This window comes from Novosphingobium subterraneum, from assembly GCF_000807925.1.
GTDB classification, from domain to species: Bacteria; Pseudomonadota; Alphaproteobacteria; order Sphingomonadales; family Sphingomonadaceae; genus Novosphingobium; species Novosphingobium subterraneum.
Genome location: NZ_JRVC01000041.1, coordinates 1 through 12,489, shown reverse-complemented (window position 1 = coordinate 12,489; position 12,489 = coordinate 1). Strand labels below are relative to the sequence as shown.

The window sequence follows — 12,489 nt, the reverse complement described above, 5'->3', positions numbered from 1 at the left end:
ATGTCGCGCGGTCCGGCACCGGCAGGCGGAGGACCAGCCTGGCCCGCCCCGGCCGGAGGCGCGCCAGCGGGCGGACCACCCGCACCAGGCCCACCCGGACCGGCCCCGCCCGACCGCAGGCCGGCCATTGGCCCACGTTGCATGGTCGGGTCAGGCTTGCCGAAATTGCCCGAGAGGTTGAGGCCATAGCGCAGGCGCGAACCTTTCTCTTCGGCAAAAGTGACCGGGCTCTGGTCCACTGACACGATCCGCCCCGACGCATCGCGAATGACACGTCCCGGAAACGCTGCTTCCACCTCAGACGTCAGCAGAGGAAAATCGTTCGTTGTATTGGTCGACCGGTTGCGGAAGTATTCAGCGACGAAGGTCGAATCCTTGAGGAACGGCAGCGTCCAGTTGAAGCCGAATTTCCAGTCGCGCTGGCGCTCCTTCACGAGATTGGGATTGCCGCCGGATATCACCCGGGCCAGGACCGTCTCACCGCGCGAAAAGTCGTAGATCGAAACGTTCTCGGTGAGGATCGAAGGGCCGCCCAGTTCAGTCAGGCTCGGCGCCTTGTCGGCGGCGACATAACTGGCCTGCAGGGTCAGCTTTTCCGTGGGACTGTAGGTCAGCCCGCCGCCCCAGTTATAGAGCGTGCCGAAGTCCGAAAGCCGATGCACTTCGGCATTGGCGTTAAGTGAAAGGTCGCCAATGCCCGCACCGAAGCCTTCCCTCCGGCTGGTAATCGGCAGATCGAAGCTGAACCCCGCTTGCGCATCCCCGCGCTTGAGATTGATCTGTCCGGTATTGGTGCGGGTGTCGCTGCTTTCGATGCCTGAATAGTCGAACCCGGCCTTGACAGTCAGCGCCACTTCACCGCCCGGCAGGCGCAGCGGACGGCCTGACAGCGTAGCCAGGCTTGAGAGCGAATCCGTCTTTGACAGCGCCCGGTCAGCCGCGCCGGGGAGAATCGCTGTCGTCGGCAGAGCACCCGAAGCGGCGAGCGCACCTGAAGTCACCAGCGCCTGCACTCCGGAAAGATCGGCGCGACGATCGATCGTGCTCTTTGTCTCGACGTGCCCGCCATCTGCGGTAACCGCCAGGTTCCAGTTGCCGAGCGGCTTGTTCAGTGCCGCGCTCGCCTGCAGGGTCGTGGTGCGGCGGCGCGTGGTCAGCGGCTGCGGATCAAGTGTGAAGCGCGAGAAGCTGCCGGTCGCATCCGTCAGCGTCACCCCGTTGAGCCCGTTGAGCGAGCGCTGGTCATCACGCTGGGCGAGCAGGTTGACGCTGAGGCCCGCCCCGCTGCCAAGCGCACGGGCCAGCGTGGCGTTGAGTTGCGCCGACCTGGAGTCCGAAATCAGCGTTCGATAAGCGGCAGGATCGGGATCGCCCGCAACGCGCGTCGCCGAAGTGCCGGGCTGGATGATCCCGCGCTCCGCCTCGGTCAGCGGGCTGGCATCCTCAAGCTTGCCTGTAACGTTGATGCGGTTGCCGCCCGCAATCCTGGTCAGGGTGAATTCCTGCTCCCACTCGGTGAAGCCTCCGCCGCTGGGCAGGCGCAGCTCGCTATCGCTGCCGAAGCTGCTGAAGTTGTCTTTCAGAATGAAGTTCACCACGCGCTGATCGGGCCGGTAGCCGTACTTGAGCGCAACTTCCTCGGGCAGGATCTCGACCCGGCGGATGGCTTCTGGCGGAAGTCCGCGCATCTCGCGAAAGCCCGAAATGCGCATGCCATTCAGCAGGACCACCGGCATCCCGCCGCCACGGCCACGCCCTGACGACGTCTGCGGCGAAAGCGCGGCAAGGAGTTCCTGCAGCGAACCGGCACCATAGGAGGCGATCGCGTTCTCATCCAGCACCGCAATCGGCGGCTGAGCCGTATCGACCTGGCCTTTGATGCGGGTGGCAACGACCAGAATCTCGTCGTCCTCGGCTGTAATCGGGTTGCCTTCAAGATCCTGCAGCGCATCCGGCGGCGTATCGTCGGTTCCCGCGATCACGTCTTGCGCCACGGCCGGATTGGCCGCCAAGAGGCAAAGGGCAATGGCAGCCAGCGAGGGCGCGGCGGAAAATCTCACGTCTGGAAATCCTTGAACTCGGGGGTGCCGGGCAAGCGTCGGCTCTTCAACGTCACACCTGCCGAGACGGTCCCGAAGTGGCTATGCGCATTTCGTATCAGTTTGTCGCACTGCAGCATGGATGGTTACATCGGCAGAGAAACCTGAACCAAAGCTGGTCACTTCCTGCGCGCCTCTTCCCTTTTTCGCCCGGCAAGGCTATGGGCCGCCCAATTCCTCTGCGCGCGGATCATTTCCGATGACCTGCGCGTTCCTTTTTGCATACCTCTATACAAAGGCATCCGAGCCCGCCGATGGCGAAAGAAGAACTCCTCGAAATGCGCGGACAGGTGGTGGAACTCCTGCCCAACGCGATGTTCCGCGTCCGCCTCGAAAACGACCACGAAATCCTCGGCCACACCGCCGGCAAGATGCGCAAGAACCGCATCCGCGTGCTGGTGGGCGATGAAGTTCTGGTCGAACTCACCCCCTATGATCTGACCAAAGGTCGCATCACCTACCGCTTCATGCCCGGTCGCGGCGGTCCCGGCGGCTTTTGATGATGGGCGAGCTTTCGCCCGCGTCATCACCCCACCAACTGGTTCTGGCATCGGCCAGCCCGCGCCGGCTTGAACTGCTGCGGCGCATTGGCGTCACGCCTTCGCGCGTCGTGGCCACCGACATCGACGAGACGCCGCACAGGGGCGAACGTCCCCGCGCCCATGCGTCGCGGCTTGCTGCCGAAAAGGCCCGCGCCGCTGCCGCACTTGCCCCGGATTGCGTGATCCTTGCGGGCGATACCGTCGTTGGTGCCGGAGCGCGCATCCTGCCCAAGGCGGAAGACGAGGCAACCGCACGCCAGTGCCTCGCCCTGCTCTCGGGCCGTCGCCATCGGGTATTTTCTGCCATCGCGGTGATTACCCCCGACGGAGCCTTGCGCGAATCCCTCTCCGAGACGATCGTGCGCTTCAAGCGCCTCTCGGACGAGGAAATGGAAAGCTACATCGCTGGCGGAGAATGGCACGGCAAGGCCGGGGGCTATGCCATCCAGGGCAGTGCCGAAGGCTTCTGCGACTGGCTTTCGGGCAGCCATTCCGGCGTAATCGGCCTGCCCCTGTTCGAAACACGCAAGGTTCTGCGGGCCGCGGGCATCGATGTCTGCTGACTGGCTCCATGAAGCAGGGATCGGCGAAGAACGCGCGATTCTGGTTTCGGGCGGTCGCATCCTCTCTGCCCGCGTCTGCTGGGGAGAGAAGGTGCGTCCCGGTCTGGTCGCGCAGGCCCGCCTCGTCACCCGCCACGCCGGCAGCCGGCGCGGTGTCGTGCGCTTCGATGACGGCGCCGAAGCGCTGGTCGACCAGCTGCCGCGCGAGGCTACCGAAGGCGTAAGCCTGACCGTGCGTGTAACCCGCGCTGCCATCGCCGAACGCGGCCGCACCAAGCTCCCTGTCGTCCGTCCCGCCCCGGGCGAGGATCCTCGCCCAGCACCAAGCTTGCGCGAAGAACTCGAAGCGACCGGCGCTTCGGTCAAATCGGTCGCCATCACGGGCCGTGCCTTTGCCGACAATGGCTGGGACGAACTCGCTGAACAGGCCGTCACGGGCGAGATCGCATTCGCGGGCGGCTCGATCATCGTCAGCCCGACCCCGGCAATGACACTTATCGATATCGATGGCACGCTTCCGCCGCTGAAGCTCGCGCTGTCCGCGGTCGATGTCATAGCCGATGCGCTGCACCGGCTTGATATCGGCGGATCGGTCGGCATCGATTTCCCGACGCTGCACGAAAAGAAGGACCGCCAACACGTCGATAAGGCGTTGGGAGATGCATTGATCGACTGGCAGGGCGAGCGCACCGCGATGAACGGCTTCGGTTTCGTGCATCTGGTGTCGCGGCTTGAACGCGCCTCGCTCGTGGCGCGATACACGCGCTTTCCGGTCGCTGCCGCTGCCCGTGCACTTCTGCGCAACGCCGAGCGCGTCAGCGAGCCCGGCGCACTGTTGCTGACTGCCCATCCGCGCGTGCTTGCCGCGATTCTCCCCGCATGGGAGACGGAACTGGCCAGTCGGACCGGCCGCACGATCCGCCGCAAGGAAGACCCGGCCCTTGCCCTTTCCGGCGGTTTTGCCCAAGGCGTGCCGCTATGAATACGCCTGCCGCCCGGCCCACCCAGAAGCGCTGCCCGATCTGCAGCAAGCCCCGCAGCGAAGCCCACACCCCGTTCTGTTCGACCCGCTGCAAGGACCGCGATCTGGTGCAGTGGCTGGAAGGCGGATACGCGCTCCCGGGACGACCGGCCGACGAGGATCACGAAGACTAGCCTCTCCAAAATTTTCGCGCGATGGGGCTTGCCAAGCCCGCGCCGCTTCGCCATAGGCGCGCTTCCCATCGCCTGCAGGTCCTTCACAGGACGCGGCAAAGGACGATGCCCGGGTAGCTCAGTTGGTAGAGCAGCGGATTGAAAATCCGCGTGTCGGCGGTTCGAATCCGTCCCCGGGCACCATTTCCCTATCCGCCACCATCCTCCAAAAGTTGAAAAAACGGCAGAAATCTGCCATTTTCACCATCGGCCTAACCGCTGATGTCCGCCTTTGCGCGCCCGTAACCGGGTGATTCTGGGGGCCACCTTGGGGGCCACTTTGAAACCGGCGAAAGGCGTGGCCCCCAAATGGCACTGACAGACACCGCAATCCGCAATGCGAAGCCCCAAGCGAAGCCTTACAAGCTGACCGACGAGAAGGGCCTGTTCCTGCTGGTCCAGCCATCGGGTGGCAAGCTCTGGCGGTTCAAGTTCCGCGTCGATGGCCGCGACGAAGACGGCCAGCCGAAGCGCGTCGAGAAGAAGGTCGGCTTCGGCACCTATCCCGAAGTGAACCTGAAGGACGCGCGCCGGATGCGTGACGAAGCGCGCGCCACGCTGGCGGCTGGAGTCGATCCTGCGGAGAAGAAGCGTCGCGATGCCCACACAGCAAAAATCAGCGCCGCCAATTCCTTCGAAGCTGTCGCACGCGCCTACATCGAGAAGTGCCAGCGTGAAGGCCGCTCCGAACGCACCACGTCAAAACAGGAATGGCTCCTGAAGCTTCTGGACCGCACCGTCGGCCAGCGCCCCGTCGCTGAAATCCAGCCGTTCGAAATGCTCGAAGCCGTGCGCAAGTATGAAACCACCGGACGCACCGAAGCCGCGCACCGTGCGTTGCAGTTCGCCAGCCAAGTCTTCCGCTTCGCCATCGCGAACCAATTGGCCCCGTCAGACCCTACCCGCGATCTGCGCGGCGCATTGACCAGCCACAAGTCGAAGCACCACGCCGCGATTCTGGAGCCAAAGAAGGCCGGTGAGCTGCTACGCGCGATCGATGGCTATGACGGCCACCCCGTCACGCGCTTCGCACTGCAACTGGCCGCGCTGGTCTTCGTCCGCCCCGGCGAACTGCGCTATGCCGAATGGTCGGAGTTCGACTTCGACGCGAAGGTCTGGCGGATACCAGCCGAGAAGATGAAGGCGCGTTCGGAACACGTCGTGCCACTGTCGCGCCAAGCGCTGGCCGTGCTGGCCGAAGCCCGCGCGCTGACGGGTGATGGCCAGTATGTCTTCCCGTCGATCCGCACGCACCTTCGCCCGATGTCGGAGAACACCGTCAACGCCGCGCTTCGCCGTCTGGGCTATTCCAACGACGAAATGACCGGCCACGGCTTCCGCGCCATGGCCAGCACTCTTCTGAACGAATCTGGCAAGTGGTCCGCCGACGCGATAGAACGCGCGCTGGCCCACAAGGACAGGGACGCCGTGCGCGCCGCCTATCATCGCGGCCAGCACTGGCAGGAGCGCGTCGATATGGCCCAATGGTGGGCGGACTATCTCGACACGCTGCGGACTGGAGCGGAAGTTGTGAGAATTGCATCCGCACGCCGTGGATAGCTGATTTGCGTCGCTTGTCTTGCCCGTTCAGTGGCGCATACTGTCGGGCATGGCTGAACAATGGATTCCCGCGAAACTAGCGCTGGAAATCGTAAAGGACGAACGCTCTCTTATTGATCGTCTTCGAACCGATCTCCTAACTACGCGTGCGAGGATGATCAAATCGAAGTTCGAGACGTTGGAGTGCAAACCAGTTGGCCCCGCATTCTGGGAAATTGATCCATATTCCAAATTCAAGGCAGATTGGGATCGTGGCGACTTCACGAACTGCGTCGACGGCGAACTGGACGTTGATGTTTATGGGCTCGACATAGAGCTGTCAGGCATTCTCGATATGGTTCCCTTCGAACAGCGCGGGTTAGTCCTGCGAAGCATATCTGTTGCCGGAAACCCTGATTGGATTTCAGCGCGTGATGCATATGCACGCTGCTTTGACTCACGCGCACCCAACAACGCGGGCAGATGGCTGATAGATCAAGCAAGCTTAGGGTTTCTCATCGCAAGGGCAGTTCAGGCCGAGCGAGCGCCACGAGTCCCCGACGCGAAGCCGACATGGATTGAACGCGAATGGGACGTTCCTGCATGGTTTTGGGATAAGTGTCGGAGCCGCAATGCGTCCGCATCTTGGTCTGATGGCAAGTTTTTGGTCCAGGGTGTAGACGCTTTCGGCCAAAGCGACATGGTGTTACGCGGCGTGCACTTTCACAGGCGAACGCTGGATGCCGCTTTGATGAGCGAGGCGAAGCCAGTCGTCGAACACGGTGCAAGCATCGACAACGACAACAACCGGGGCCGTCGCCCGACCTATGACTGGCACACTGCCTGTTCTTCCATATGGGGGATGCTCTTGCGCTCTGAGTTGATTCCAGAAGTGCAGGCTGACGTGGAAAAGGCGCTGATTACATTGTTGGCGAAGGGCGATAAAGAGCCGAGCGTAAGCACGGTGAGGCCTTATGCGAAGATAATTTTCCAAGAATACTCAAAAGCTTAAATCTGGCCAATAAATCAGGCTTGGCGGATTGTCGGCCTCATTTCAGCCTTTCTGTCCGACACGCCGCCCCGATTCGCTGATGTTCCTTTGCACCCGCTGGCACCCGCCACGGTCCAAATGGAGCACCACCGATGGAAAAGCTTACCAGCTCGATCAATGACACTGCCCGCGCCCTGAGCGTTGGCCGCACCACCGTTTACCTTATGCTTGCCGACGGGCGGCTGGAAGCGATCAAGCTTGGCCGCCGCACGCTGGTGAAGGTGGAATCGATCCGCCGTCTGGTGGCCGGGCAGGAGTAAGGCCGATGCCTGCCCGCCGGGTCAATCCCTACCGGGTGAAGCTGCTGCGCACTTACACCGTGGCCGAACTGGCCACGTGTCTCGAAGTCCACAAGAACACCATCCGCCATTGGCAGAAGGCGGGGCTGGCCACGATCGACAAGGCCCGCCCCGTCATCTTCCACGGCGAGACTGTGCGGCGGTTTCTCACAACCCTGAACCAGAAACGCAAACACACCTGCGGCCCCGGACAGATGTTTTGCCTGCGCTGCCGCGCCCCGCGTGAACCGGCCTTGGGCATGGTCGATTACATCCCCCGCAAGCCTGCCAACGGCAACCTGCGCGCGATCTGCGGCACCTGCAACGCGGTGATGCATCGAAGCGCACGACGTGACGATCTGGGCCGCATCATGCCCGGTCTGAAGGTCCAAACGGTGGAAGCACCGCTACGCCTAAGTGGGCGTGCTTCCCCTTCCCCCAACTGTGACTTCAAGAAGCGAGACGCGCTATGACGAAACACAACGCCAGCAACGAGCGCGTTAAGCGCGATTACCTGCAATATCTGAAGGACGCGCGGGGCCGCGACGAAGCCACGATCGACCGTGTGGCAAAGTCCCTTGCCCGGTTCGAAGAATCGACGGGGCGGAAGGATTTCCGCAAGTTCCACCGCGAACAGGCGATGGCCTTCAAACGCCGCATGGCCGAAGCCCGCAACGTCCGCACAGGCGAAACGCTGAGCAAGGCGACGGTGCATTCCACGCTGTCAGACCTGAAGGCGTTCTTCGAGTGGCTGTCACGCGAACCCGGCTTCCGGCAGAAGATCGCCTTCTCGGATGCCGACTATTTCAACCTGAGCGAGAAGGACACCGCGATCGCACGCGCGATTCGGGAAAAGGCCGTGCCTTCAGTGGAACAGGTGCAGCACGTGCTGGCGAACATGCCCTGCAACACTCTGGTCGAACGCCGCAACCGCGCGCTCATTGCCTGCGCTGCCGTTACCGGGGCGCGTGTCGGCGCTCTGGCTACCTTCCGGCTGGGCCACGTGAACCTTGTTGGCAAGTGGATCGAGCAGGACGCGCGAACGGTGAAGACGAAGTTCAGCAAGACCTTCCGCACGTTCTTCATGCCTGTTGTGGACGGCGCGGAAGCCATCCTCTCGGAATGGGTGACTGAACTGCGCGAACAGGAACTGCGCGGCCCGACCGACTACCTGTTTCCTCTTACCGAAGTGGGCATTGGCGAAAATGGCGAGTTCGAACCCCAAGGTATTGGCCGGACCGGCTGGAGCAGCACCAACGCGATCCGCGACGTGTTCCGCCGCGCCTTTGAAGCCGTCGGCCTGCCCTATTTCAATCCGCATAGCCTGCGCGACATGCTTGTCCGCCATGCGATGTCGCTGGACCTGAACGCCGAACAGATGAAGGCGTGGTCGCAAAATCTGGGCCATGAAAACGTCATGACGACCTTCACCAGCTACGGCCACGTGCCGGTTCACAAGCAGGGCGAATTGATCCGGCAGTCCGGTAACGAAAACCCATTGCAGGGCCTTGCGGACGATCCTGAGTTTGCGGCGCTCTTGCGGAAGATCGCCAGCCGCACGTTCAAGGAAGAACGCCAGAACCCGGACCCGGACCCGACGGCATGATTGCACTGTCCGCTTCCTCGTCCGCTTCGAAGTCCGGCTGGCCTTCGCCCAGACTGGAAAGCTTCACGCCCTTGTAGGCCCAATATTCCATCCCGTTTACGGTTTTCCAGTCATAGCCCATTTGACGCACCACGGCCAACGCGGCTGCGGTTGCGCTCATGATCTGGCCTTCGAACAGGACCTTGCGATCGCTGACGACGGTGCAGGTGATGGCGTCGTCTTTCGTGAACGTCAGCTGCGCGCCAACCGGCACGTTCAGGCTCTTGAAGGTTCGGACTTCGCGGCGGGTGCGGGTCTGTTCGATTTCCGCCCGTTCCTTGGCGTCGATGTCCTGCTCCTCGTCCGAGTATTCCACCGGGGCAATGGCCACCAGTTCAATGATCGCCTTCGCCAGGTCGGGATTGATCTTGAAGAACTCCCGGTTCTTCCGCGTGCGGTTTTCGCCGAAGACGAAGTGCAGCGTGCGTTCAAGCTTTCGGCAGTCCGGCACGCGCGCCGCGAAGTGGACTTCGAACGGCATAGGGACAGACGTCGTATCGAGTTGCTTCACCCGGTCCGCCACGTCGTCCTGCTGCGTCAGACCGATCTTGACGAACCCTGGCATGGCTTCGTTTGTCAGAATGTAGACGAAACCTTCGCTCATGGCCCGAGAATCCGTTCAGCTTGATCTGACTGCACCTTCAGCGCGACGGGGCACCGAAAGCAAGGGGCGGCTCTATTCGAGTTTATCCCAATCTGGAGCTCTAGCTATTCTGGTGCAAAAGCCTGATCGCTGAGGCTTTCATCGCCAGCACACTCGGCTATGCTGGCCGCATGTCTTTCGCAGCAAGTAGAATCGCGGCTGGTTACAGCCTGGACGATGTGGCGCGGGAGTTTTCCGTGCCGAAGGACGTGGTGCACGCTTGGGAATCCGGCGCGCAGAAGGCACCGGTGCAGATCGCCAATTCGCTGGAGATCATCGGCAGGATGGGAGGCGACGACAAGGACGAGGGCATCAAGCCTGTCCAGCCGGAGTTCGCCGCCATTCGCGACGAAGGGCCGCTGTTCCAGTCGGACAAGCTCATCAAGTCGAAGAAGCGCGTCGCTGACCATGGCGAGGTGTTCACGCCGCCCTGGCTGGTCGAAAAGATGCTCGATCTGGTGAAGGGCGAGACCGAGCGGATCGATAGCCGCTTTCTCGAACCCGCCTGTGGCAGCGGCAATTTCCTTGTGCCGATCCTGCAGAGGAAGCTCGCAGCGGTTGAGGCGAAGTACGGCAAGTCCGATTTCGAGAAGCGCAACCACGCACTGCAGGCGCTGACCTGCTGCTATGGCATCGAGCTTCTGGCCGACAACATCGCCGAATGCCGCGCGAACATGCTTGACGTCTTCGCCGAATACCTTCGCCTGGACGAGGCAGACGAGCTTTACCGCGCCGCCAGCCATGTTCTCTCGCTCAACCTCGTGCATGGCGATGCGATGACGATGAAGGACGCGAGCGGCGGGCCGATCCTGATCGTCGAGTGGGGCTATCTCGGCAGGGGCAAGTTTCAGCGGCGCGACTTCCGGCTGGACGTGCTGACCGGCATGGCCAGCTTCCGCGAAGAGCGTTCGCTGTTCTCGCACCTTGGCAGTCACGAGATTTTCAAACCGGCAGAGAGCTATCCACCGATGACGGTGCGCGAACTGGCAGCGCTGGACGGGGTGGCATGACCGAGCAGGCCACGTTCCGGCTCAAGGGCCGCAATCCCGATGTGCTGACCTGCATCGCGAATCTTTCGAACGACGAGGTGTTCACCCCGCCGGAGTTCGCAAACCGCATGCTCGATACGCTTGCGGAAGGCTGGGCTGCGGCGAACGACGGCGCGAACATCTGGGCAGACAGCAGCGTCACCTTCCTTGATCCGTGCACCAAGTCGGGTGTCTTCCTGCGCGAGATTGCTACACGGCTGATCAAGGGGCTGGAGAGCGAGTTTCCCGATCTGCAGGAGCGCGTTGACCACATCCTGACGAAGCAGTTGTTCGGCATCGGCATCACCCGGCTGACAGCGCTGCTGGCCCGCCGCAGTCTGTACTGCTCCAAACACGCAACCGGCCCGCACAGCGTCGCCAGCAGCTTTGGCGACAAGGATGACGGGAACATCTGGTTCGAGCGGACCGAGCATCTGCGCGAGGGCGACCGTTGCCGGATTTGCGGGGCGGGCAAGGAATTTCTTGAGCGCGGCATGGACGAAGAAAACCACGCCTATGCGTTCATCCACAGCGACAATATCCAGGCCCGCCTCGGCGAGCTGTTCGGAGGCCAAATGCACTTTGATGTGATTATCGGGAACCCGCCGTATCAGCTCGCAAGTGACGGCGGCACACGAGACGTACCAATCTATCAACATTTCGTGGAACAGGCGAAGACACTTGAACCGCGCTTTTTGACAATGGTGATTCCCTCGCGATGGATGGCTTCAGGGCTTGGGCTGAACGATTTTCGCCGATCCATGCTCAGCGACCGCCGCATTAGCACATTGGTTGATTACACTAATGCAGCTGACATCTTTCCATCGGTCGGCATCAACGGTGGAGCTTGCTATTTTCTTTGGAATGCCGAGCACGATGGGCCGTGCGACGTAAGCACGATTCGTGGGGGCGAAGTAAACGGGCCAAATCGGCGCCTGCTCGACGAGTTTGACGTCTTAGTGCGCGATAGTCGCTCTCTTGGAATCCTTCGGAAGGTGCTTGAGCACAACGAGCCGTCAGTGAACTCCATATTGGCTCGTGACAAGGAGTTCGGCTGGACTTCAAACTTCGATGGCTTCCATGAAAAGCAGCGCGAAGGCGATATACCTTTATATTACATAAGATCAGTCAAACGATCAGTGGGCTACATTGAGCGGGTGAAAGTAACGAAAAGTGAGCACCTGATCGATACGTGGAAGCTGCTCGTTCCGGCAGTTGGGTCAGGAAGAGAGCGGGAGAAAAGCGGAGTCGACCTAGTGCTTGGACCTTCGTTGATTGCGCCTTGCCCATCGGTTTGCACCCAATCTTACCTTTTCTTTTCAGTAAATTCTCAGGCTGAAGCTGAAAGTCTTCAATCCTATTATCGAACTCGCTTTTTCCGATTTATTGTTTCTCTCCGGAAAATAACACAACATGCCACCCATTCCACTTATCGCTGGGTTCCAATGCAAACTTGGGATCGCACTTGGAATGACGACGATTTGTATAAAAAGTACAATATTTCCGACGAGGAAATCGCCTTTATCGAAGGTATGATTCGGCCCATGGAATTACCCGTTGCCTAGTCCAACTATCGACGAAGTCCTGACCCCCAAGCCCGAAGCACGACTTCGCGTTTATGCTTGGTCCTTCGTCAATCCGCCACAGGGCTACGCCGGACTCATCAAGGTCGGGCAGACCCTTCAGCCTGACGTCAATGACCGCATCCGGCAGAGCCAGGGGCAGGCACAGCAGGCCTATACGCTGCACACTCCGCTCGATTGCTTTGCCGAACGGCCCGACGGTTCCACCTTTCGCGATCATGATGTTCGCCAGCGACTGATCGCCAAGGGTGTCAACGGCACTGTAAAAATCCCCGGAAGTGGCAAAGTAAAATTCCCCACTTTGGGCTTTGGGCGGTCAGTTGG

General features: G+C 61.3%; 13 protein-coding genes, 1 tRNA gene and 1 pseudogene. 13 read left to right on the top strand and 2 right to left on the bottom strand.

Going from position 1 to position 12,489, the window contains the following annotated elements; all coding sequences use genetic code 11:
• On the bottom strand, nt 1–2,060 hold a 2,060-nt coding region (locus NJ75_RS22920; protein ID WP_236727242.1), incomplete at its 3' end, for a TonB-dependent receptor.
• Between the two features lie 293 nt (nt 2,061–2,353).
• On the opposite strand from NJ75_RS22920, the gene infA reads away from it, so the two are divergent.
• The 10 genes from infA to NJ75_RS22870 all read left to right on the top strand — a co-directional run bounded on the left by infA (nt 2,354) and on the right by NJ75_RS22870 (nt 8,872).
• On the top strand, nt 2,354–2,599 hold the full coding sequence (gene infA / locus NJ75_RS22915) for a translation initiation factor IF-1 (RefSeq protein ID WP_039338683.1): 246 nt from the start codon (nt 2,354–2,356) through the stop codon (nt 2,597–2,599).
• Nucleotides 2,599–3,204 (top strand): Maf family protein, encoded by a 606-nt coding sequence (locus NJ75_RS22910; protein ID WP_039338682.1) that lies wholly within the window; start codon nt 2,599–2,601, stop codon nt 3,202–3,204. Before infA ends, NJ75_RS22910 begins: the two co-directional genes overlap by 1 nt.
• On the top strand, nt 3,194–4,186 hold the full coding sequence (locus NJ75_RS22905; RefSeq protein ID WP_039338680.1) for a ribonuclease E/G: 993 nt from the start codon (nt 3,194–3,196) through the stop codon (nt 4,184–4,186). Before NJ75_RS22910 ends, NJ75_RS22905 begins: the two co-directional genes overlap by 11 nt.
• Nucleotides 4,183–4,359 (top strand): DNA gyrase inhibitor YacG, encoded by a 177-nt coding sequence (gene yacG / locus NJ75_RS22900; RefSeq protein ID WP_039338679.1) that lies wholly within the window; start codon nt 4,183–4,185, stop codon nt 4,357–4,359. Before NJ75_RS22905 ends, yacG begins: the two co-directional genes overlap by 4 nt.
• Nucleotides 4,360–4,466: 107 nt before the next feature.
• Nucleotides 4,467–4,542, top strand: a tRNA-Phe gene (locus tag NJ75_RS22895).
• 165 nt (nt 4,543–4,707) lie between these two features.
• A complete protein-coding gene (locus NJ75_RS22890) occupies nt 4,708–5,958 on the top strand; it encodes a tyrosine-type recombinase/integrase (RefSeq protein ID WP_039338677.1) in 1,251 nt (416 codons plus the stop codon).
• Nucleotides 5,959–6,007: 49 nt separating this feature from the next.
• Nucleotides 6,008–6,949, top strand: a complete 942-nt coding sequence (locus NJ75_RS22885) for a hypothetical protein (RefSeq protein ID WP_039338675.1) — start codon at nt 6,008–6,010, stop codon at nt 6,947–6,949.
• A 131-nt stretch (nt 6,950–7,080) separates the two neighbouring features.
• Nucleotides 7,081–7,248, top strand: coding sequence for a helix-turn-helix domain-containing protein (locus tag NJ75_RS22880; RefSeq protein ID WP_039338673.1), 168 nt, complete (start codon nt 7,081–7,083; stop codon nt 7,246–7,248).
• Between the two features lie 5 nt (nt 7,249–7,253).
• Nucleotides 7,254–7,739, top strand: a complete 486-nt coding sequence (locus NJ75_RS22875) for a helix-turn-helix domain-containing protein (protein ID WP_052242795.1) — start codon at nt 7,254–7,256, stop codon at nt 7,737–7,739.
• On the top strand, nt 7,736–8,872 hold the full coding sequence (locus NJ75_RS22870) for a tyrosine-type recombinase/integrase (protein WP_052242794.1): 1,137 nt from the start codon (nt 7,736–7,738) through the stop codon (nt 8,870–8,872). Before NJ75_RS22875 ends, NJ75_RS22870 begins: the two co-directional genes overlap by 4 nt.
• Here NJ75_RS22870 and NJ75_RS22865 read toward each other — a convergent pair.
• Nucleotides 8,829–9,515 carry a GIY-YIG nuclease family protein gene (locus NJ75_RS22865; RefSeq protein WP_052242793.1) on the bottom strand — a complete coding sequence of 229 codons (687 nt, stop codon included), beginning with the start codon at nt 9,513–9,515 and terminating at the stop codon, nt 8,829–8,831. The two genes, NJ75_RS22870 and NJ75_RS22865, sit on opposite strands and share 44 nt — an antisense overlap.
• Nucleotides 9,516–9,685: 170 nt before the next feature.
• Here NJ75_RS22865 and NJ75_RS22860 point away from each other — a divergent pair, with 170 nt between their 5' ends.
• The 3 genes and pseudogenes from NJ75_RS22860 to NJ75_RS22850 all read left to right on the top strand — a co-directional run.
• Nucleotides 9,686–10,564, top strand: coding sequence for an N-6 DNA methylase (locus NJ75_RS22860; RefSeq protein ID WP_236727241.1), 879 nt, complete (start codon nt 9,686–9,688; stop codon nt 10,562–10,564).
• Complete coding sequence (locus NJ75_RS22855; RefSeq protein WP_039338671.1) at nt 10,561–12,147, top strand: Eco57I restriction-modification methylase domain-containing protein; 1,587 nt, start codon at nt 10,561–10,563, stop codon at nt 12,145–12,147. The genes NJ75_RS22860 and NJ75_RS22855 overlap by 4 nt, the downstream gene beginning before the upstream one ends.
• Nucleotides 12,140–12,489: pseudogene (locus NJ75_RS22850) on the top strand (hypothetical protein); the annotation flags it as partial. The gene NJ75_RS22855 and the pseudogene NJ75_RS22850, both read left to right, overlap by 8 nt.